A 22,614-nucleotide genomic window follows, 5' to 3' on the forward strand; every position below is an offset into this window, starting at 1 on the left:
AGGAGGGATAAGTAATATGTTGGCATTGGACCATATCATTGTTGCTGCCAAGGAACCGAAAACAGCTGCTCTTGCTTTTGCATCTAAGAATCATATCAAAACGATAGAAGGTGGAAAACATGAGAAGTGGGGTACCTATAATCATTTAGCGTACTTCGCAAATAACTGCTATATTGAATGGTTAGGAATATTCAACCAGCGATTAGCCAATCAATCGGAAAATCCATTAATTCAACAACTCATTTTAGCTCTAGATAATTCTGAAGAAGGACCAATTCAATTCGCCTTAAGAACAGAAAACATGACATCTTTTATCAAACATTATGACACAGCGATGACTCCATATATCGGTCCCATTGATGGTCATCGAAAAAAGCCAAATGGAATGGACTTAACATGGCAAATGCTTTTCCCACAACCGAAAAAGTACTTCCCTTTTTTAATTCAATGGGGAAATTCAATGAATGTTCCAGATGATAAACAATTAATTAATAAGCAAAACATAACGAATATTGCTACTACCTTACCTGTCAATGAATTTAAAGCCTTGTACCAACATCGAATCCAAGCTAATCATTTCCAGCTGGCTAACACGAATTTACAGTTTGAAGAAGAAAAAAAGCTTATGTTTAGCATAAGTGAATAACTGACTTCAAAACTGCAAATCTAGGTAAACGGTTCTATATAATAGATGCGTACGGTATGGAGAATCGGATAGTTTTCATAGATATAACTATTCCATGTTTTTAACAATGTTGCACAGTTGCCATCACTTGCACAAAGACATGATTATTACACATACCACTTCCTATCAACTGAATACAATGTAATATACGAATAGTATAAATTGGTAATTTTGACATATTGTTACCATAATCATCCAGTGCTATTCTATTTATAAGGACTCACCCCTATCAAATCAAACAAACGACTACTTATTTTCTCTATACGACCCACTCTCTCTTAACAGGGATACAAATATAGGGGGTTGTTCTCGTTACTGGTATTCTATTTCGTAGATTTTAAATTTAAAATCACAAGGAGGAAGAAAATGAGTAACAGAAAAAGAGTTTGGTTTGAAGAGGCCGGCCGCAGACTAGATCCAGGATTAGTAGAACAACTTCGGTTAAAACGGAAAGAAGATCCTTATGAGACAAGTAACGAAAGACTGCCAGTAATTGTTTATTATTCAAAAGACTCAGATGACACAAAGAAGAAAGACTTGTTAACAGCTTGCCAAGCAGATAACAACAGTAAGCTAGACAAAGATATTGGAAGAAGAACTGCTCGAGGTAATTTAACTCCACAAATGATTAAACAAATTAAAGATCATGAAGCTGTTGACCGTATTTTCTACGATCGTACAGTTACTGCATTATTAGACGTTGCCAGTAAACAAATTGGTTCTGTTGAACTACAGGAAAGCGCTGGGTTAACAGGAAAAGACGTCACCATCGCTGTTATTGATACAGGTATCCACCCTCATAGTGACTTAACAAAGCCAAATAATCGTATTATAGCATTTAAAGATTTTATAAATAATCAAGAAGAGCCATATGATGATAATGGACATGGCACGCATTGTGCTGGAGATGCAGCAGGTAACGGTCAACAGTCCGATGGATTATATGTTGGACCCGCTCCAGAAGCATCCATCATTGGTGTAAAAGTACTTGATAAGAATGGAAGTGGGAGATTATCTACAATTATTGAAGGGATTGAGTGGTGCATAAGTAATAAAGATGAGTATAACATTCGGGTTATCTCACTATCTCTTGGAGCTCAAGCCTTTGAATCATTCCGAGACGATCCTTTATCAGTTGCTGTAGAGGAAGCATGGCATGAGGGAATTGTTGTATGTGCTGCCGCAGGAAATAGTGGCCCAGAACAAACAACCATTAGTACACCGGCCATCAACCCATTTATTATTACGGTCGGATCAACCATGGACCAAAATACTGAAGCACGATCAGATGATCAAATTGCAGAGTATTCAAGCAGAGGTCCCACTGTAGATTCCTTTGTGAAACCTGATATATACGCACCTGGCACAGACATCATATCTTTATTGGCACCTGGTTCTGCCTTAGAACAAGAACTTCCTGAGCAAGTCATCGATGAGAACTATTTACAGTTATCAGGAACTTCCATGGCAACCCCGATTTGCGCAGGAGTAATTGCTCAAATGCTGGAGGCAAATCCCAATTTAAGTCCGAACGATATCAAAAGCATCCTTAAATCTTCTTCTGAGCCAATGCTCAATGATATTTGGGGATATATTGAAGCAAATGGAGCCGTGGAAATGGCTAAGAAATATACAGTATATCAAAAAGCTGCCAGATAAGAGCGCAAGCACACCCATTTACTTAGGGTGTTCGATTAAAAAAACTCACACCATTAATAAACAGGCTGTCATAAATGACAGCCTGTTTATAATTATCCTAATTGCTGATGAAGAAATTCTGTAACCGATTCTGGTGTTTTTGTATATGCACTATGTTGATGTGCTTTCTTTTCCCCATTTTGGAAAATTAATAGGCTAGGGATTCCCATTACTTCGTATTTTTCAGCAATACCTTTGACTTCATCACTATTTATTTCATACCATTTATAGTTATTAAATTCTTCCAAGATATCGCCAATAAACATGTCCATCCGTTTACAATCCGGACACCAATCCGCAAAGAATTTAACGATAACTGGTTCATCGTTTTGAATAATTTCATAAAAAGCTTCTTCTGTTTTAATTGCTTCCATTTTGACTACCCCCTCTTTTTCTAATGTTTATTGTACCGATTTTTTATATGTTTGTCTTATGGTTTGCTCTATCTTAATATTCTACTCTACCTAGAATATATGCGACAAATAATCCAGCTGCAAACGTCGCAACACTGATTAAAACAAGTGAACCTGTTGCTGGCCATCCTGGAAATACGACAACGATTGAACCGATTACCATCCCAATGATAATAGCAAAAGTCCCTGTTCTGTAATGAGTAAGAAAGTAGTTAATTACTTTACTCATAACGACAATTCCTATTACAATCCCAATACCAGTAACTGCAATAATATCGACATGCATATTACTTACTGCTCCAATAACAGTAGGATAGACGCCAAGGACAAGCAACATAAATGACCCACTTATTCCAGGTAAAATCATAGCACTACTTGCTATAAAACCGGAAAAGAAAAGTAAAATATAGGTTGACATATTCATTTCCGTAATCACTGGCCCTTCGCCAGCCTGTAAGAAAACCATAGAACCAACCAGAATCGCACCAATAATTAACAATACAATATGGTTTGCTTTAAATTTGCTCTTAGCTTCGGCCTTATGTAAAAGATACGGAAGGACTCCAATAATTAATCCTAAGAAAAAAAACATGGTTGGTCCAGGGTGATGTTCAAATAGCCATTCAATTACATGGCTTAATGTAAATATCGCAATTACAACACCAATTCCCAGTGGTATTAAAAACCCTAGTTGTTTTTTCCATTCTTTACTCAAGAACCCATTAATTGCAGCAATTAATTGATCATATATTCCTAATAGTACAGCAATCGTTCCGCCACTTACTCCTGGAATGACATCACTTGCTCCCATAAATATACCACGATAAATATTTTTCCATTCCATTTTCTAATCTCCCTTATTGATGGTTAAGATTTGTTTCTATCTTCTTCCTGCTTATACATAGGATTAAACAAAATAAAAACCTAACCAAATGTTGATTAAGTCACTAGCATTATCATATCAAATTAATGATTTATTTTATAGAAAAAAAATATGCTCTGGATGTAAAAATTATTTAACTTCCAATTATTTGTGTTGGCCACAAGAAGTGCTGATATCTAACTTCGAATACACATTTATTCATTAACCGTACAATGCAATAAGGGAACTCCCGCGGGCACGGCTTTAGCTAACTCGATTAAAAGAAAAGTCGCTTATCTGTGTGGACCTTCGGAACTGTGCTATTCCCGCTCGATTCATCCCTATTTCACATGCTGCTAAGATTAAGAGGAAAGATATCCATTCCTTCCCTAGCAATTCAATTGTAAAAATTAACAATTAAAAAATCCGAACAATTCTCCAAATATAAATAAATGAATATTTCTAAGGAATTGTTCGGATGATTCTTTTTTACTCTAACGCTTCTTAAGTAATTATTCTTCTTTTAACTCTGTAAATACCACAAGTCTTTCTGTTCTCCCGCCAATGGAATGGTCAAATGTTCCAATACAAGTAATTAGATTCAACATTCGTCTTGATGTATAACCAAAGATATCTTCAATTGGTGCATCATCTTTAGGAAATACCTGTCTATCTACTACTTCGAAAGTTAACGTTCGTCCATCTTCTCCAGTTATATTCACTTCATCACCAATCTTCAAATCTTTTAAATCAAAAAATACCCCCGGACCCGTTTTATCATCAACATGACCAGCGATTACCGCACTTCCACGATTTCCTGGTTTCGTACCAAGGTCAAACCATCCTGTTTTCGTGAAATCCTCTGGAACAGCCATTTCACCATTATCCAGTAAACCAACACTTTCGATTTCAGATTTGACATCAATAGCGTCAATGGTAATTTTTTTTGGCGTAAGATGGTATTCTTTATCTTTAATTATTGAATCCGAGGTCTTATTTTCTACATTCGCAGTTTCCGAATTGTATTCCAACTGTTCCTGTTTCATACCTGAATTACTATTGGAAGGATTGGAGGAAACCGAAGTGTCAGCTGTTTCATTCTGAGATGGAGAACACGCTACTAAACAAATAGCTATTCCAACGAAAGCTATATATTTGATCATCCAATCCCTCCTGTTTCTTGAAATCTACTATTTCCGTTCATTATTTAATTTCATTTTTCTAATAACAAATAGTATAGCTGCACCAAGCACACTTGCTCCAACGATCCATGCCCATGCCATAGTTGAAGATTGATCTTCTGGTGCTCCGAGACCGGTATTTGGCATTTCAGATGGCATTTCTTGAGCAAATTTATCAGGGTGTTGCATAACAATACCGGATGATAATTGTGCGGCTGCTCCATACATATGACCATATGCTTCGCGTGCTTTCGTGAACGCTTCATTATAGTTACCTTCTGCATATGCATCAAATGCTGCAATCAGTTGATCTGCATGCATTTGTAGACCTTCGGCTAAAGCGTCGGCTGGAACATTACCCTCTGTAGCCTCGGCCATAAAGCTAGAAAATTCTTCTTTATACATAGCCAAGTTATCTAGTGCTTCTTGTTTTGCCTCTTCATCTTCTTCAGCTGTTGCATTTACGTAATCAACGAAGTAGCCAATATGTTCAGACCACATCTCCTCAAATGCTTTTCCTGCTTCTTCGCCATATACAGATGTAATAGCCTTCGATAGATCTTGTGTATTTGCATTTAATACATTTGCCGCTGCTTCAAAATCCGGAGCCCCATCTGCTCCATTCTGCATTGCTACTACTGCTAGACCAGTATGTTCAGATAATAGATGTCCTAAATCAGCTCGTAAATCTCCTGCAGGTGTTACTGCTTTCGTATTATTAAAGTCTTCTGGAAATTGATCTGTAATTGCAGATGATAGACCTTTTGCTACCATATGCATATGCCCAATAGCTTCCCTTTCATGTTCATAAGCAGTTTGATAATTTTTTTGTACATAACTATCAAATGCTCCAATTAGTTGGTTAACATGCATTTGAAGACCTTCCGCTAATGAACCAGCTTCTAATCTCTCTCCGGTTGCTTCTTCCAAGAACTTCGAAAAATCTTCTTTATATTGGGAAAGCTCATCCAAAGCTGCCTGTTTTGCCTCTTCATCTTGTTCGCCAGTGGCTTTTACATAGTCAACAAAGTAGCCAATATGGTCACTCCACATCGTTTGAAATGATTCACCTGCATCATCTCCGTAAACCGATGCAATTGCAGCCGTTAGATCTTCTGTGTTCGATTCTAAAGCGGAAACAGACGCGTCAAAGTCCTCTGATTGCGCTGCACCATTCCGCATTGCTTCAATCGCTAGAAATGCGTGTTCACTTAATAAATGTCCTAAGTCAGCACGTAAATCTACTGCTGCTGTTTCTACGGTTGGCTTATCTGTCGTTTCCTCTGCACTTACCACACCTACACTACTTGAAAATAGTAATGTTGCACTTAAAGGTGCAATAACCAATGTCTTTTTCCAATTCATTTCACTCTCTCCTTTTTTATTAATCTGTAAAGCGAACGAAATAGAAATAAATTTAGATCACATTTTTATCAAAAAATTTATTATCCATAGCTAAAAAAGGCGGAACACTTCATGTGTTCCGCCTCTAAATTATAATGGAGAACTCAATAAAATATCTCCTTGTGGTTGTTGGCTATTGGCATTTGGCTCCTTTGTAATTGCAATCGTATCATAATTCCGCTCCTTCATGTCATGCAATGTATAGGATACACCACCTTTGCCGTCTTGATTGGTTACAAACGTACCAGCCCGAAACGGTTTACCTTCTTCTAACACCCAAACTTGGTATTTTTCATCTCCTTTTAATTCTGGAAGATTGTTTGCTTGAATAATGAGGTTCGTCTCACGGTTCTGTTCGATCATCATCGCTGTTGCTGCTGCCTCAATATCTTCAGAAGCTTGAAGTGTGTAGGCTTCCTTCATGCTATCTACAGAAAAGGATTCTCCAGTATCAGCGTCATCTTTTTGTTCATTAATATAGTACAAGGCCGCCCCATTACCCACTAACGATAACGTTAATGCTGCTACCATAAACGGTTTAAACCATGTACGCTTCGGTTTTATTGGTGGTTTCGGACCAGGTTCACTGTCTGTTTGATCAAATGTGGCCTTATTCTCTATCTGTGAATCGTCTTTAACATTTGATAAAATACGTTGCTTCATACCATCTGGAACAGCAATAGGTTCACTTGCATATGGGAGATCCATTGTCAGCTCTTCTAATTCCTTTAGTTCTTCCTGACAAGATGGGCAATCTTTTAAATGCGATTCAAATGCAGCCTTCTGTTGGTTTGTTAAATGCCCATTAAAATAATCTAGTAAAAGATCACATTGTTTATCCATCATTCACGAATCCCCCTTTCTTTTTTCTTAGTCAGTATTTTATTTAAGTGTTGTAGCGAAAGACGAACTCTTCCTTTAACTGTACCTAACGGAAGGTTACACTTCTTTGCAATTTGGGACTGAGTAAATCCTCTAAAATAGAACAAATTAATAATTTCCTGCTGTTCTGTTTTTAACTCCTTAATCGCATGTTGTATCTCTTCATGCTGTTCTTTCCATTCAGCTGTTTCTTCTGGAGAAGGATCATTATCTTCTTGAAGAGCGTCCCTCTCCTTTAGCTCATAATCATTTGATTTCTTTTTTCTTAATAAATCAAGACAGGTATTGCGTGTAATAGTTAACAACCAAGATGAAAATTTACCCTTTTCTTCCGAATAAGGCAATGATTTTGACCAAAGTTTAGTAAACACATCCTGAACGGCTTCTTCCGCCAAGAATTTATTATTGGTCATACGAAAAGAAAAAGAAAAGAGTAATTTCTCATAGCGATCATAAAGTAGCTCTAAAGCGACTTCATCTTTATTCTGTACGCGATGAAATAATTCAATATCTTGTTCTCGCATCCTATTCTCCTTTATAGCAATATGCCTATAGAATATCATAGGTTTGATCGAATTCATAAAAGCAGCATCTTCTAATCATCTAAAGAGGAAACGTATAAAGCGCTGTAAATGGATCAATTTTTTACGTTTAAGTATATTTCTAACGGGAATACGAGAAATGTAACCATTTTTAAGAAAGGATTTTTAAAAGATGAGTAGAAATACACAATATCAACCAACGAAAAACAAACAGTTGACTGACGCACAAGAAGTTCATTATTCAAAGGACTTCAAACATGCGGACATCGCTGGTGGATATCGTAAATCAAGAGTCCGTGAAGCAAAAAACGAAAACCCTGATTTGATTAAATAAGATACGATTAAACAAAGATTGGACAGACAATTGCTGGACATTCATCATTCAATTCCCCCTATAAATAGACAAACACCAATATATGAAGAGGAATTTCCTCTTTATATATTGGATTTTTTTTGAAGGAATGAAACAATCTAGTAAGCCCCTACGTAATACCTAATAACAATGATATAGGAGGTTTAAAAATGCCGGAAACAGCGATGGAATTAATCGATGTTAAAAAATCAGTAGGAAACAAAGAAATTATTAAAGGATTATCATTCTCTATTTATAAAGGAGAAGTATTTGGTTTTATTGGTCCAAATGGCGCAGGAAAAACGACTACAATTCGAATGATGGTAGGTTTAATGAAATTATCGGCTGGAGATGTTCGTATTCTCGGAAATAGCATTTCAACAAATTATAAGGAGGCTGTAAAGGAGGTAGGTGCCATTGTTGAGAATCCAGAAATGTATCCGTTTATGAGCGGATGGCAGAATTTAATGCATTACGCCAGAATGATGCCAGAAGTAACAAAGGAACGTGTACAAGAAGTTGTCACCCTTGTTGGTCTTGAAAAACCAATTAACGACAAGGTAGGTAAATATTCTTTAGGGATGCGTCAACGTCTAGGAATTGCTCAAGCCTTACTCCATAATCCTTCTGTTTTAATTTTAGATGAACCAACAAATGGGTTAGATCCAGCAGGAATTCGAGAAATTCGTCAATACATAAGAAAGCTTGCAAAAGAAGAACAGGTAGCCATTATTATTTCGAGTCATTTATTATCAGAAATTGAACAAATGTGTGATCGTATTGGTGTCATTAAAAATGGTGAGCTGATATCTATTCAAACGGTCGGAGGTGATGCAGCCGACCATAACCTGATTCATCAAATGGAAGTAGAACCGATAGATAAAGCAGCACAGGTTTTGCAAGAGCAATATCAATTGGAAGCTGTCCGAATCGATGAGTTCTTATCGTTTCGTAGTCAAAAGGAACAAGTTCCCGCAATTATTAAATCATTAATGGAGAACGATTGTGCTGTATATCAAATCCATGTTGCAAAAGGAAACCTAGAAGATCAATTTTTTGAACTGATTGGAGAGAATACAATTGAGTAAACTGGTAAGCCTTATCTACAATGAACAAATCAAAATCTATATTCAAAAATCAACGTGGGCAATGTACATTGTCTTAGCCTTATTAATTCTTGGCATGGCAGTTATGACAAACAATTTCGGTAATTCAACAGAACAATATCAAGATGACAACTGGCGAGAAGTATTGCAAGAAGAGAATGCTGCCTTGAAAGAAGAGATGCAAAATGAGGAAATGATGGCAGACTATAATTCACAACAAATTGAAAAGAATAACTATTATTTAGAACATGATATCCAGCCTGAAGCATATGGTGCCTGGAAATTTGTCCAAGAAAATCTAGCCTTTTTATCTGTAGTTAGCTTACTAACTATTATTATCGCGGCAGGAATTGTAGCAAACGAATTCCGTTGGGGAACAATTAAGCTTTTGCTTATCCGCCCAATTAGCAGAAGTGGAATCTTATTATCAAAATATCTTTCTGTGTTATTATTCTCATTATTTACTTCTATTTTTGTTTTTGCTTTTTCATGGATTATTGGCGCTATTTTCTTTGGCGTAGAAGGGGTTAATCCTTCTATTGTAACAAATGATGGTTCGGGAGGATTCGAAGTTGTTTCACTAGTCGGTTCCATTTTTACTGAGTATGGTTATAGTATGGTTAACCTAATTATGATGGCTACATTTGCGTTTATGATATCTTCCATCTTCCGTAATAGTGCACTTGCTATCGGTACAGCAATATTTTTAATGATGGCGGGAAATTCTATCGTTGGCTTCTTTGCAGACAAAGAATGGGCCAAGTATATATTATTTGCAAACACAGACCTTAGTAGATATGCCGCTGGCAATACTCCCTGGATAGAAGGAATGACCCTTGGCTTTTCCATCAGTGTTTTAATTGTTTATTATATTGTATTTTTAGTATTGTCTTGGCTGTTTTTTACGAAAAGAGATGTTGCTGGGCAATAAAAAGTCCAATTTTTAGAACCTGTTAATATAAATTTTTGAAGACACATATTATAATATATGCATACAATACGATGGAACTATGTACCTAAGTAATCGAGGTGTTTTACGTGAAACGTTACTTAACAGTGTTCTTCATTGGTTTAAGTGCGGTTATCTTAGTTGTTGGATTACGTATAGACTTTCAATGGAACGGTATTGTTTCATGGGGATTGTCCTTTATATTTTTATTATTCGCAGCTTATTTTGCAAAGTATATACCAAATGAAGAAGAACATAATAAACATTGACAAAGGATACGATCCTACAGAAAAAGGGCTGTAAGCAGTCCTTTTTTTGTTTCTTTCTTTAACAAACAGGGAAGAATAGGTAAACAAGTAATGGAGGTTCAACAAATGACAAAAGCTTTGCCCGAAAACCAACCTATGACTATTTATTGCGAAAACGAATATGATGCATTACAAGAAGTTATTCTTGTACCACCAACCAACATGAAAATTGAAGAAGTGATTAATGAAACACAGGAGCATTATCTAAAAGATAACATCAACCGAGATAAGGCTCTGCAGCAGCACCATGATTTTAAACTTTTCTTAGAGTCAGAAGGAACCCATGTAAGCGAATTACCAACGAAGGAAGAATTAAATGAACAGGTCTATACAAGAGATATCGGATTTGTCATTGAGGATACGTTATTTATATCATTAATGAAAGAAGAGGTTCGTCATCCAGAGACTGCTGTTTTAAGAGACTGGCTACAGCAAAATAACCTGCAATACAATGCTACGATATCATCAGCAATCGAGGGCGGAGATGTACTAGTTGATGGTAAAACCATTTGGATAGGAAACAGCCATCGTACGAGCAGAAAAGCTATCCAACAGTTACAGCAAGTATTGCCTAACCATTATATACGATCCGTAAAACTAAGAGAGGATATTCTTCATTTGGATTGTGTATTGACTATTATTGGGGAGCATACCGCCCTCGTATATCCAGCTGGGATAGATAAAGCTGCTTATCAATACTTGAAGACATGGTACACGGTTATTGAAGTCACGGAGGAAGAGCAATTCGCGATGGGGCCGAACGTTCTTACGATTGGTAACAACACAATCGTAAGTCTACCTGAAAACCGCGCCTTAAATAGGAAGATGGAACAAGCTGGGTTTAAAGTAGCTGAAATCGCCTTTTCTGAAATTATAAAATCAGGTGGATCCTTCCGCTGCTGCACACTGCCACTGAAAAGAATGGAAGGTTAGCAATAGACGCTCTTACCTAGTTCTAGAACGAATACTTCTCTTTTAAGTGCTGGGGAGCCATTTTAATCATCCATTGCAATAATAAAATTGCTATTGAAACATCATCTACAAGACCTAAGCCGAATAGAAAATCAGGAATTAAATCAAATGGAAATAAGAAATAGCCGATAATTAATACAGCAAACAAAATCTTTTTTGATTTTGTAACTTCCTTTTCCACAAAGAAATCTTTTAAAAATGGAATAGACCGTTGAAATGTAAATAGGAATCCAATACGTTTCCAAAACCTTCGCATGATAAGCAAGCTCCTTTCTTGATTTCCTTTATCCTAGTTATACTAGCATATATATATGTGATTTGCCGAATGATTCAACATGGCGCATAATATATGAAAATCTTTATAAGATGAGCCAATTAAAGACATAGCACTATAAAATAGCTGGGGAGAAGTAACACAAAAGGCCCTAAGAAAAGGATGGATAGCGAACCTTGTTTTTATACAAGGTCCACTATTTTATACTATTGATGCAGCTGATTTTTTGGTATTGGAATGTACATTAACTGATCATCATTCTCTGCTGGATTTCCTCGTCCATCTGTATTGTTCGTAATAATATACAATCCATTCTGGTCAGCCATTACATCTCGTACCCTACCAACATCTGAAATAATTGCTGTTTCGGTTTCCTTTAAGGGATCAAATTGGCGAAGTGCTTCCCCTCTTAAAGAAGCAAAATAAAACTTGCCTTGTAAATAGGTCATTCCAGAAGGAGCCCAAGTATCTTCACCTGAATGGATAATCGGAGTTTTCATTCCTTCTTTTGTCTCATCACCCTGTATCTCCGGCCAACCATAATTATTGCCTGCTTCGATCTGATTTATTTCATCTGTTGCGCTTGAACCATGTTCGGTTGCATATAACTGACTGCCTTTCCCCCAAGCTAAACCCTGTGGGTTACGATGACCGTAAGAAAAAACATAGGAATCTTGTTGCGGATTATCATTGGGAACGGTACCGTCAAGATTCATCCGAAGAATTTTCCCAGCAAGGCTCTCCATATCTTGAGCTGATTCAGGATTCGTAGCATCACCTGTAGTAATATACAACTTATTATCTGGCCCAATCTCCATTCTTCCACCTTGATGGAACTCTCCTCCTGGGATTTTATCAAGTAATATACTTTTTTCTCTCCATTGTTCTTCGGTCTCCTCTACTGTCACTACACGTTGATAATATGCTCCATTTTGTTCGTAGGAATAATAAGCAATTGCCGTATTTGTTTGTGAGAAATTCTCTGGGAACGCTAACCCCAATAATCCAGCTTCAGCTTGCTGGGATAAACTAGCATCAAATTGTACGGGTTTTCGATTAACTTCGTCCGCTTCCACTTTCACAATAGAACCGGTTCGCTCGCTAATATACAGCGAGCTATCTACTTGCTCAATTTCCCACGGTTCTTGCAAATTAGAAGCAATTACTTTCTTTTCGATTCCTTGATCTGTTTCTTCAGTGGTTTTTGATTCTTGTGACGCTTGATCTTTTTGAGACGAATTCGAATCGTTATCTTGTGCACATGCAGATACCAAAACGATAACAACCATGATAAAGAATACGTAGAAATCCCGAATACACAACACCTCATCATTATTCGTTTTACTAATCTATTTTGATTATTCCCTAAATTTAGTAACAAAAAACACTACAGTCTTTTCTTGCTTTTTTTCCTGAAATTCCATCTTTTCTTTGTTATTTTTAGATAGAATTCTTAAAGGCAGTAATGGTTTTGTTTCAATCAAAAAAAGATAGGCAAAATGTATTGGAAATGGAGTGCCCCCTCACCTATCCAAGGTAAGTTAGGTGAAGGACGAATACCACGAAACTCCTGCGGAAAAAGCCCCCGCAGTGGGGTTTTCACGAGGAGGCTCGGGCTTTCGTCCGCAGAAAGCGAGTGGTACCGCACGGGCGCACAAAAAAGCTTGTAGAAAAACATAAGATTTTTCTACAAGCTGACTGAAAGCAATACTTTCAGTGTTTTACGTTTCTTAGTCTATTTTATTCTTTTTCGCTGCTTTTTCACGTTCATTCTTATTTAAGATTTTTTTACGTAATCGGACTGTCTCAGGGGTTACTTCACAATATTCATCATCATTTAGATACTCAATTGCTTCTTCTAAAGACATTTCCCTGGTTTTGCGAATGGTTGAGGTTTGATCTTTTGTCGCAGAGCGAACATTGGTTAAATGTTTTTCCTTTGTAATATTAACCGTTAAGTCATTATCCCGATTATGTTCTCCTACAATCATACCGGAATAAACCTCCGTACCTGGGTTAACAAAGATAACACCACGATCTTCCAATTGCATAATACCATAAGTTGATGCTTTACCGTTTTCTAGTGCTACTAGGACACCTTCTCTTCTTCCACCAACTTGTCCTTTTATAATTGGTTCATATCCATCGAACGTATGGTTTAGGATTCCATACCCACGTGTTTGCGACATGAATTCTGTTGAATACCCAAGCAGTCCTCGTGATGGAACTTTAAATTCAAGGCGTACTTGACCATTTCCTTGGTTAACCATATCAAGCATTTCACCTTTTCTTTCCCCTAAAGATTCCATAATCGCTCCTGTATATTCTTCAGGTACATCGACTTGTACCCGTTCTACAGGTTCACACTTTACACCATCTATTTCTTTAATAATAACTTGCGGTTTCGATAGTTGTAATTCATATCCTTCACGACGCATATTTTCAATCAAAATGGATAGATGTAGTTCCCCACGCCCTGACACAATCCAAGCATCAGGTGAATCTGTTGGCTCCACTCTCAGACTAACATCTGTTTCTAATTGTTTTAGCAATCGTTCTTCAATTCGACGTGACGTAATATATTTTCCTTCTCTCCCAGCAAATGGGCTGTTGTTAACAAGAAAAGTCATTTGTAAGGTAGGTTCATCAATACGTAACCAAGGCAGTCCTTCGATATGATCCTGTGGACATATCGTTTCACCTACATTAATATCTTCCATTCCAGCAACTGCTACAATATCTCCCGCAACTGCTTCTTTAATTTCTATCCGTTTTAAGCCTATAAAGCCAAATAATTTAGTAATACGGAATGATTTTTCCGAACCATCTTTTTTCAAAATGACAACTTGCTGACCGACAGCGATTTTACCACGTACTACACGGCCCACACCAATTCGGCCAACGTAATCATTATAATCCAATAAAGTTATTTGGAATTGTAATGGCTCTTCACGATTATCCACTGGAGCCGGAATGTGATCCAGAATTGTGGTGAATACAGGATCCATCGTCTCTTCTTGTTCCTCTGGTTCAAACCCTGAAGTTCCATTTAAAGCAGAAGCATAAACTACAGGGAACTCTAGTTGGTCATCATCTGCACCAAGCTCAATGAATAAATCAAGCACTTCATCAATTACTTCGTGTGGACGTGCGTTTGGGCGATCAATTTTATTTAGCACGACGATTGGGGTAAGTTTTTGCTCCAGTGCTTTTTTTAATACAAAACGGGTTTGCGGCATCGTTCCTTCGTAAGCATCAACTACTAACGCCACTCCATCAACCATTTTCATAATTCGTTCCACTTCACCACCAAAGTCAGCATGGCCAGGCGTATCAAGGATATTAATGGCTGTGTCTTTATATTTAATCGCGGTATTCTTTGCCAAAATAGTAATACCACGTTCTCTCTCAATATCTCCAGAGTCCATCGCCCGCTCATTAACTTGCTCATTTTCGCGGAATGTCCCCGAATACTTTAAAAGCTGATCGACTAATGTCGTTTTACCATGGTCTACATGGGCAATAATAGCGATGTTGCGAATATCTTCTCTTAATTGCATACGTAAGCTCCTCTATTTACGAGTTGATTCAAACCATTCAATTATAACACACTTGCCGGTATTAGGTAAAAGTTTTGAAGTTTCATCGTTCTAAATGCTGCTCGAAAAATTCTATTTGGAATTTTGCTCCTCCAAGTTGTGAGCGATCGACAGTTATTCTGCCACCAGATTGTTCAATAATAGCTCGAGCAATTGCTAATCCAAGGCCAGTTTCTCCACCCTTTCCTTTTACAAATCGATGAAATATCTGCGGGATAAGGTTTTCGGATATCCCCTCACCATCGTCCTCTACAGTAATCAGGATTCGCTTGTTTTCTTGTTTAATATGCAAGCTTACCTTTTCGTTCGCATGACGTATGCCATTAAAGGTAAGATTTAAAAGGGCACGTAATAACTTTTCACCATCAGCGTATAATTCTGGTGACCCCTCCATGCTGTGCTTTAATTCAACTCCATTTTCATTAACAATTGGCAAAGCCCGATCCACTACTTGCTCCAAGATAACAGATAACTGTAACATTTCAGGATTATAAACATCTGGTTCACTATCTAATTTAGCTAATAGGACCATTTCATTAATTATTTTTTTCAAGCGTTTAACTTCTGTTACCATCACTTCCAAGCCCTTTTCTTCTTCATTCGCATCAAAAATCTTATCCCGGATTCCTTCTGCATACCCTTGGATTGTCATCAATGGCGTTTTTAGTTCATGGCTTGCATTTTGAAAGAAAGTTTGTTGAGAATTAATATACCTCTGTAGTTCGTTTGCCATCTCAAATACACTTTGTTCCACTTCCTTAATTTCCCCAGTAGCGTGAATTCTCTCCATGGAATTAAATTGACGTTTTTCGATTTTCTTCAATTGTTTTTTTAATTTAGAAAGTGGCGTTACTAATTTACGTGTAAATATATAACTCAGAATTGTTGCAATAGCGCCACCTATCAAGAATACAATTAGTAACCGGAAAATAAAATTCTGTTGAACAGATTCAATATCACTAAGTGGGGTTAATAAAATTAACTCTAATCCTGTACTTTCAGGTCTAATTAGAATTCGCGAAGTAACGTATTTATCATTTTTATACTCCCATAACGTTTCATTTTTATCGGAAAAATCATTGGTACGAAAGAATTCAGCAACAACCGATTTAGGTAATGGTGATACGACGGCATTTTGATTACGATCATATATAAATAATTGTAAATCTTGATCCTGGAGAAACTCCTCTAAATTACTTATACTCGTGTTACCGTACTGTTCATTTAGAACCTCAATTAATAAATCTCCTTTTTGCCTTAATTGCCGTTGCTCATCTTGAATAAGCATGTCCAAAATTAAAGAGTAAATCAAATATCCCGTTATCGCCATGACGATTAATAATAGAGTAGTAAATGCAGCATTTAGCTGAGATTGCAGCCTCATACTTGATCTCCTTCATGCCTTAATCGATAGCCGTAACCCCATACAGTTTCCAACGGAAGATCGGGTAGTTTCTTCCGAATCCGCTTCACTAAATCATCCACGGCTCGATCACTTCCAAAGTAATTATCTCCCCATATTTTTATTAGCAATTCTTCTCTAGAAAATGCGCGATTGATATTTTCAGTTAGTATCGATAACATATCAAATTCTTTGGTGGTTACTTCAAATTCTTGATTATCAAAGAAAATACGCCGTTCTTTCTTATCAATCGTTAGTTGGTCAACAGTTACTCTATCTTCCAGTTCTTCTTTTTCTACCAACACTTGCGAGCGTTTGAATAAACGTTTTACTCTAGCCACTAATTCTCGCGGGCTAAACGGCTTTGTTAAATAATCGTCTCCACCAAGCTCCAGCCCGAGAATCTTATCTATCTCTTCATCTTTTGCTGATATAATAATAATTGGAACTTCACTTTCATTACGAATTTTTTTGCAGAATTCATAACCATCCATACCAGGCAGCATAATATCTAATATCCACATATCGGGGCGGTCGGTTTGCCAAAACTCCCATGCATCCTCAGCATTATCCAGTACGGTTACTTCAAAACCCTCTTTTTTCAAATACGCGGATACAATATTTTGTATATTCGAATCATCTTCAACAACACCAATATGATTATTCATACTCTGTCACCTTTTCTACAAATTAATTACTTCTATTCTCACATAAATAGTTAATGTTTACATCCTAAATGGTTTTACACATTTTTTCCACATTTATACCAAATGAATCCCAAATAGCGTGGGTACAATATAAATATATCGATGGTGACTTCATTGAATTACATCTTTAAATTCTCATGAAGTGCCATTTACTCATATATTCAGGCTGGTGGATAACACCTCTGTTGCGTCCCCTAACTCCCCTCGTCGCTTAGAGATGGTATCCTAAAGCCTGTTTTTTAAAATCTTTGGAAAGGGTGAGGAAAGATGGATTATAAAGACGAAAATCAACGTAATGATTGGGATGGATATCCTAATGAAAATAATTCTTTCGAAGATGAACGGCCACTATCTGATACCTATCAAGACCATCAAACTCAAAGAGAATCATATAATCAAACAGATACAGGTACTTCCGATAATCATAGAGACTCTAAAGGAAATAAAAAACCTCCAAAAAATAAATCGATGCTGCACTTCTTCCTAGGAGGGTTATCTGGTGGTATCGTATCTGTAGCCTTAATAGTAGCATTGGTATTAACAAATATTATACCTATTAACCAACAAAGCGGAAACAATAATAACGCTACAGATAATTCAAACAATGAAGCAGCAGAAGTAGTCAAGACCTTGGCCTCCGATGACGCAGATGTTGCTACTAACATAGAAGAAACTTCTAAAGCTGTTGTTGGTGTACTTAATATGCAACAGCAAAGCGTATGGACTGAAAGCGAGGAAGCAGGTACTGGCTCAGGAATTATATATAAAAAGGAAAACGGCAAGGCATACGTTATTACGAATCAACACGTTGTAGAAGGGGCAAAAGAAGTAGAAATTGTGCTTAATTATCAAGAGGAACGCTTAAATGCAAAAGTACTAGGTACAGATGAATTAACCGATTTAGCTGTATTAGAAGTCGATGGCGAGAAAATAACAACTGTTGCTAACATGGGTACTTCAAAAGACCTTAAAGTAGGTGAAACTGCTATGGCTATTGGCAATCCGCTCGGCATGCAATTTGCTAACACCGTGACGAAAGGCGTAGTCAGTGGATTAAATCGCTCCATTGAAATTGATACAAATGGTGACCAGCAAGCAGATTGGGTAACAGAAGTTATTCAAACCGATGCTGCAATCAACCCTGGAAATAGCGGCGGTGCATTAGTAAATGAAAATGGAGCTGTCGTCGGTATTAACTCTATGAAAATTGCTCGTAGTGAAGTAGAAGGTATAGGTTTTGCCATCCCGGTAGATTCAGCACTTCCGATAATTGAACAATTAGAAAAAGAAGGTGAAATCGAAAGGCCGCTAATCGGAATTAGTACTGCCGCAATTAATCAAGTACCTCAACAGTATCGCAATGAAATTGCCTTGCCTGATGATGTAAAGGGCGGTATGGTTATCGCAGAGGTACAAAATGGTTCGGCAGCATCTGAAGCAGGTTTAGAACAATTTGATGTCATTACAAAAATTAATGGGAATGAAATTACATCGATTTTAGAATTAAGACAATTCCTCTATTCTGATGCATCCGTTGGTGAGACAGTCGAAATAGAGTACTATCGTGATGGTGAGAAGCAAACAACAGAATTAACACTTCAAGCACAAGAAGACAATGAAACAAACCAGTCAAACGAATGATAAACATGTAAAAACCCATTTCCTCAACAACAGGAGATGGGTTTTTTATAATGTTATCCAAAGAATAAATCAAAAATATTGCTGCTTGCAGAAGTTTCCTTATTGTAGAACTCCGAGTATCCACAATTTTTACAATATACAACAAGGAATTTATTATTCTGAACATCAAACATCTTCGATAACCCAGAACCTGTCATTGATACTTCTTTTTGATCCGCATCCGTACTGCCACATTTTAAACAACCTTTACTTTGATTCATTTCATTCACCTCTTATTTGTACTACGAATAAATGGAATAAAGGTTTCAAATGAAGTTGCAATGAGTTAGTCCAAATTCTCTTCATATTTATTATGATTAGCAGCCGGATGTGTATATTCTCCATTAATATCAGCAGCTAAAAATTCTTCTACACTTTCTACTGCTCCTGGTGCTCCATCACTATTTGGATACATTTCATCATAGTCTTCTTTCTCACCATAGAAGTCAGATGGAGTTTCAGAAGTTCCATAGACACTCACTTCTTGCCAAGCATCTTCTGCATCATATTCAACCTGTGAATCATCAGATCTTTCATCAGGATTTATATTTGGGCTAAAAACTTGCTCTTCAATGGTACGATGCTGCGTAAATGCATTATGATTCGCATGTTCCACACAACGATCAGCAGTAGGAACAGCAGCTAGCCTTTCATACGGAATATCTCCCCCACATTTCGTACATATACCATATGTGCCATCTTCAATAGCATGTAATGCTTCATTAATTTCTTCTAATTCCCTTTCAGCATGCTCATTAAGAGCTAGATCCTTTGACCTCTCAAATAATTCAGACCCTGTATCTCCAGGATGATTATCATAATTGGAAAGTTCCCCAATTGATTCCTGTGCCGTTTCAAGCGTAAGCCCTAAGTGATCCTGAACTTGATTAATCAACTCAGATTGCCGATTTAATAAGACTTCCTTACATGCCGCTAATTGTTGGTTCGTAATCATGGAAGATCGTCCTCTCTTTTTGAGTGAATATGTATCTATACTATGCACAAAAGAGGACGACGACATTCTCTATTTTTGCTCCCAAATCATGTCAATCCGAAATCGGTTATTTAGAATTTATTTCCATTTTTAGTTGATACATTATGGATGCAGGAATGCCAAAGGTTATATATAAATCCTTTTATTAAGGCGCTTCAAGATACATGTAAAAAATTGAAGCGAGAAGAAAATACATCCATGTTGATCATTTTTCTTACTATTACCCTTCACGTTTATAGAATGCGACAACACTTTCAGCCATTTCAATAATCTTATCCTGTAATTCTTTTGGTTCAATCACCCTTATTTGATCTGCAAACCCCAGTATATAGGCTTTTGCCTCATTTTCGGTATCAAAAGAAAGTTTGACAGGGACCCAATCATCCTTCGTTATATTTTCAACCTCCATATTTTGGACCAATCGTCCAGAGAACTTAAGCCATGTCAAGGTAGACGGCAGAACTTCCACTCGTACTTCGTAATGAGGTAAATTTTCTATAAATGCTTTTGTTGATAATTCCCAATACTGAGCAAGATTGAAATCTTTTGGTCTTTCAAATGTTTCTTCCAAAGGTTTTGCGGATAATATACGCGACGCCCTGTAATTTCGGATGTCATCATTTTCTTTGGAAGCAACGAAATACCAACGACTTCCTTTTGCTACAAGTCCAAGTGGTTTTACAACTCGTTCACTAGTATTTCCGTCCATACGCTGATATTCAATCTTTAATTTGTATTCGTTCCAAATGGCCTTTTTAAGAACTTCGAAGGACATTATTTTTTCTCTCCGCTTAAACCATGTGCTCATGTCAACATGAATACGATTCCAGACATCTTTAGCGTTTTCGCGATAAATAGATGGAAGCGAAGCGATTAGTTTATTCCTAGCTTCTTCGGATGTACGGGCAAATCCCAAGTCATCTAGCAATTGTGTGGACTGAGGTACAAATAGCGCACGAATTTCAGATTCCTTTAAACCTGTTAAATTAGTCCGATAATCTTCCAATAATGACCAGCCGCCGTTTTTCCCCCGTTCTGCTAAAACTGGGATACCGGTTCCACTTAAAGCATCCATATCTCGATAAATGGTTCGTTCGGAAACCTCCAGCTTTTCTGCTAATTCTTTGGCTGTCATTTGCCCATGTGATTGTAATAATAAAAGTATAGATACCAGTCGATCCCCTCTCATCAACCTCACCTTTTTATCATTTATTATGTTTATTTAATAAAATATGACATAAGTTGTCAAGAACAGGGTGTAATATTATAGGTAATTCATTGAGACCACTGTTCCATATACTTAAGCGCTCTACCCAGGAGGTGCAGTATGCAAGACCAAAATCACATCATTTTAAGCGAAGTAAATGCGCTCAAATCATTGAAATTTCTGGTGCAGATCATATGGTGACGTTAACGCATCCCAAGGGTTTGTATCGACATATAACATTTTTTAAAAGGATGATGATTGATATGCCAAGAACACCACAAGAGAATGAGCGTATTCGGCAGTTAGCCAAAGAGAGTATTCTTAAAGCTGCGATGGAATTATTCATCAAGCAGGGGTATCATGCGACTTCTATTAGCGACATTGCTATACAGGCTGGCGTCTCTAAAGGCCTGCTTTACAACTACTTTAAAGGGAAAGAAGAACTTCTGGCGACAATGGTAGACGCTCGGGTAGGAGAAATAGTTGAAGTCATGGATCAAGCAAAAGCTATCGATACACCAGTGGAGCAAATCAAGCATATTATAGAGGGTGCTATCGATAATGTCTACGATAGGCCGGAAGAATTTCGTTTCTATCTACATCTGCAAACGCAGCCTGAAGCAGATCATGAGCTGATCAAATACAGTCGTTTTCTTATTGAAGAGAACGGCAGACAGTTTGAGTTTCAATGTAAGATATTTGAAAAACTAGGAGCAAAGGAATCACGGAAACGGTCGTTATACTTTTCATCCACGCTTCAAGGCATTATGTTGATGATATCTACTTATCCACAGCAGTTTCCCATAGAAGAAATAAAAAAGCAGATCGTTGATGAGTTTTGTAACTCGCTTTCCTTTTAAAACAATTATATGGCGTGATTGCGACATACAAACAATGAAGCTCATTCTCATCCGCCCCCTTCTTATTGAAGGGGCTTTTATGTCAATTAATTAAAATTAAACTTTTAAACTACACCAACAAACGTTCCTTTCATATGATTAATAGTGAAATGGTTATAACATTTCACTCCTTTCTAGACATTGTTATTCTTTTAGCCCTCTCTTGTTCCAAGAGGGCTTGTTTCACATCTCTATATTTTAATATACATTTTAATATGTGATACCTAAATTATATTGCGAGTATGCCTATTAAAAAAACACCCAGGGGACGGGAGACAACTAAAATAGGTAACCTAAAAGTCGAACGATAAAATAGGAATGAGTTAAACGATGATACACATGCAGTCAACATACGTAGACTCATACCGGAACAGTACGAGCGGAAGATCCCGAAGGAAAGTGTGCTGACGAGGGATTGCCGGGGCAAGGAAGCTGAACCGTGCTCGCGGAAAGCGAAGGATTTTGACGAGAGCGATGATAGAACCTATTTTATGTAAA

The 22,614-nt window shown here is 37.1% G+C and carries 23 protein-coding genes; 9 read left to right on the plus strand and 14 right to left on the minus strand.

Features of this window, described 5'->3' with window-relative positions; genetic code table 11:
* The first annotated feature begins 16 nt into the window (after positions 1 to 16).
* Together M948_RS42460 and M948_RS22700 are read left to right on the plus strand one after the other, a co-directional pair.
* Positions 17 to 646, plus strand: coding sequence for a VOC family protein (locus tag M948_RS42460; protein WP_021288614.1), 630 nt, complete (start codon positions 17 to 19; stop codon positions 644 to 646).
* A 405-nt stretch (positions 647 to 1,051) separates the two neighbouring features.
* Positions 1,052 to 2,344: a S8 family peptidase gene (locus M948_RS22700; RefSeq protein ID WP_021288615.1), complete on the plus strand. Its 1,293-nt coding sequence runs from the start codon at positions 1,052 to 1,054 to the stop codon at positions 2,342 to 2,344.
* A 92-nt stretch (positions 2,345 to 2,436) separates the two neighbouring features.
* On the opposite strand, the gene M948_RS22705 is transcribed toward M948_RS22700, so the two are convergent.
* The 6 genes from M948_RS22705 to M948_RS22730 form a co-directional block, all read right to left on the minus strand.
* Positions 2,437 to 2,757: a thioredoxin family protein gene (locus M948_RS22705; protein ID WP_021288616.1), complete on the minus strand. Its 321-nt coding sequence runs from the start codon at positions 2,755 to 2,757 to the stop codon at positions 2,437 to 2,439.
* 73 nt (positions 2,758 to 2,830) lie between these two features.
* Positions 2,831 to 3,640: a DUF368 domain-containing protein gene (locus tag M948_RS22710; protein WP_021288617.1), complete on the minus strand. Its 810-nt coding sequence runs from the start codon at positions 3,638 to 3,640 to the stop codon at positions 2,831 to 2,833.
* 530 nt (positions 3,641 to 4,170) lie between these two features.
* Positions 4,171 to 4,821, minus strand: a complete 651-nt coding sequence (locus M948_RS22715) for a class F sortase (protein ID WP_021288618.1) — start codon at positions 4,819 to 4,821, stop codon at positions 4,171 to 4,173.
* Between the two features lie 27 nt (positions 4,822 to 4,848).
* Positions 4,849 to 6,204, minus strand: a complete 1,356-nt coding sequence (locus tag M948_RS22720) for a hypothetical protein (RefSeq protein ID WP_021288619.1) — start codon at positions 6,202 to 6,204, stop codon at positions 4,849 to 4,851.
* A gap of 129 nt (positions 6,205 to 6,333) precedes the next feature.
* On the minus strand, positions 6,334 to 7,089 hold the full coding sequence (locus tag M948_RS22725) for an anti-sigma factor (RefSeq protein ID WP_021288620.1): 756 nt from the start codon (positions 7,087 to 7,089) through the stop codon (positions 6,334 to 6,336).
* Positions 7,086 to 7,649: an RNA polymerase sigma factor gene (locus tag M948_RS22730; protein WP_021288621.1), complete on the minus strand. Its 564-nt coding sequence runs from the start codon at positions 7,647 to 7,649 to the stop codon at positions 7,086 to 7,088. The genes M948_RS22725 and M948_RS22730 overlap by 4 nt, the downstream gene beginning before the upstream one ends.
* A 190-nt stretch (positions 7,650 to 7,839) precedes the next feature.
* Between M948_RS22730 and M948_RS42665 the strand changes: the two genes are divergently transcribed.
* The 5 genes from M948_RS42665 (at position 7,840) to M948_RS22750 (ending at position 11,315) form a co-directional block, all read left to right on the plus strand.
* Positions 7,840 to 8,001, plus strand: a complete 162-nt coding sequence (locus tag M948_RS42665) for a YfhE family protein (protein WP_021288622.1) — start codon at positions 7,840 to 7,842, stop codon at positions 7,999 to 8,001.
* 188 nt (positions 8,002 to 8,189) lie between these two features.
* Positions 8,190 to 9,107, plus strand: a complete 918-nt coding sequence (locus M948_RS22735) for an ABC transporter ATP-binding protein (protein ID WP_021288623.1) — start codon at positions 8,190 to 8,192, stop codon at positions 9,105 to 9,107.
* Positions 9,100 to 10,056: an ABC transporter permease gene (locus tag M948_RS22740; RefSeq protein WP_021288624.1), complete on the plus strand. Its 957-nt coding sequence runs from the start codon at positions 9,100 to 9,102 to the stop codon at positions 10,054 to 10,056. The genes M948_RS22735 and M948_RS22740 overlap by 8 nt, the downstream gene beginning before the upstream one ends.
* A 107-nt stretch (positions 10,057 to 10,163) precedes the next feature.
* Positions 10,164 to 10,343, plus strand: a complete 180-nt coding sequence (locus tag M948_RS22745; protein ID WP_021288625.1) for a hypothetical protein — start codon at positions 10,164 to 10,166, stop codon at positions 10,341 to 10,343.
* A gap of 105 nt (positions 10,344 to 10,448) precedes the next feature.
* Complete coding sequence (locus M948_RS22750) at positions 10,449 to 11,315, plus strand: dimethylarginine dimethylaminohydrolase family protein (RefSeq protein WP_021288626.1); 867 nt, start codon at positions 10,449 to 10,451, stop codon at positions 11,313 to 11,315.
* 22 nt (positions 11,316 to 11,337) lie between these two features.
* Here the strand turns inward: M948_RS22750 and M948_RS22755 are convergent, their stop codons facing one another.
* From M948_RS22755 to M948_RS22775, 5 genes are all read right to left on the minus strand, one after another.
* The gene (locus M948_RS22755) at positions 11,338 to 11,610 is read right to left on the minus strand and encodes a YkvA family protein (RefSeq protein ID WP_021288627.1); all 273 of its coding nucleotides are present in this window, start codon (positions 11,608 to 11,610) and stop codon (positions 11,338 to 11,340) included.
* Between the two features lie 224 nt (positions 11,611 to 11,834).
* Entirely contained in the window at positions 11,835 to 12,902 is a 1,068-nt protein-coding gene (locus tag M948_RS22760; RefSeq protein WP_231378644.1) for a PQQ-dependent sugar dehydrogenase, read from the minus strand.
* 456 nt (positions 12,903 to 13,358) lie between these two features.
* Positions 13,359 to 15,188 carry a translational GTPase TypA gene (gene typA / locus M948_RS22765; RefSeq protein WP_021288630.1) on the minus strand — a complete coding sequence of 610 codons (1,830 nt, stop codon included), beginning with the start codon at positions 15,186 to 15,188 and terminating at the stop codon, positions 13,359 to 13,361.
* 82 nt (positions 15,189 to 15,270) lie between these two features.
* Positions 15,271 to 16,611 carry a sensor histidine kinase gene (locus tag M948_RS22770; protein ID WP_021288631.1) on the minus strand — a complete coding sequence of 447 codons (1,341 nt, stop codon included), beginning with the start codon at positions 16,609 to 16,611 and terminating at the stop codon, positions 15,271 to 15,273.
* The gene (locus M948_RS22775; protein WP_021288632.1) at positions 16,608 to 17,297 is read right to left on the minus strand and encodes a response regulator transcription factor; all 690 of its coding nucleotides are present in this window, start codon (positions 17,295 to 17,297) and stop codon (positions 16,608 to 16,610) included. Before M948_RS22775 ends, M948_RS22770 begins: the two co-directional genes overlap by 4 nt.
* A gap of 306 nt (positions 17,298 to 17,603) precedes the next feature.
* Between M948_RS22775 and M948_RS22780 the strand changes: the two genes are divergently transcribed.
* Positions 17,604 to 18,977, plus strand: coding sequence for a S1C family serine protease (locus tag M948_RS22780; protein WP_021288633.1), 1,374 nt, complete (start codon positions 17,604 to 17,606; stop codon positions 18,975 to 18,977).
* 53 nt (positions 18,978 to 19,030) lie between these two features.
* On the opposite strand, the gene M948_RS22785 is transcribed toward M948_RS22780, so the two are convergent.
* From M948_RS22785 to M948_RS22795, 3 genes are all read right to left on the minus strand, one after another.
* Positions 19,031 to 19,237, minus strand: a complete 207-nt coding sequence (locus M948_RS22785; protein WP_021288634.1) for a zinc ribbon domain-containing protein — start codon at positions 19,235 to 19,237, stop codon at positions 19,031 to 19,033.
* Between the two features lie 65 nt (positions 19,238 to 19,302).
* Positions 19,303 to 19,971, minus strand: coding sequence for a TraR/DksA C4-type zinc finger protein (locus M948_RS22790; RefSeq protein WP_021288635.1), 669 nt, complete (start codon positions 19,969 to 19,971; stop codon positions 19,303 to 19,305).
* Positions 19,972 to 20,230: 259 nt separating this feature from the next.
* Positions 20,231 to 21,199 carry a helix-turn-helix transcriptional regulator gene (locus tag M948_RS22795; RefSeq protein ID WP_021288636.1) on the minus strand — a complete coding sequence of 323 codons (969 nt, stop codon included), beginning with the start codon at positions 21,197 to 21,199 and terminating at the stop codon, positions 20,231 to 20,233.
* A gap of 281 nt (positions 21,200 to 21,480) precedes the next feature.
* On the opposite strand from M948_RS22795, the gene M948_RS22800 reads away from it, so the two are divergent.
* On the plus strand, positions 21,481 to 22,077 hold the full coding sequence (locus tag M948_RS22800; protein WP_021288637.1) for a TetR/AcrR family transcriptional regulator: 597 nt from the start codon (positions 21,481 to 21,483) through the stop codon (positions 22,075 to 22,077).
* Positions 22,078 to 22,614 lie beyond the last annotated feature (537 nt).

It is taken from the genome of Virgibacillus sp. CM-4 (assembly GCF_000445495.1).
Lineage (GTDB): Bacteria > Bacillota > Bacilli > Bacillales > Amphibacillaceae > Virgibacillus > Virgibacillus salexigens.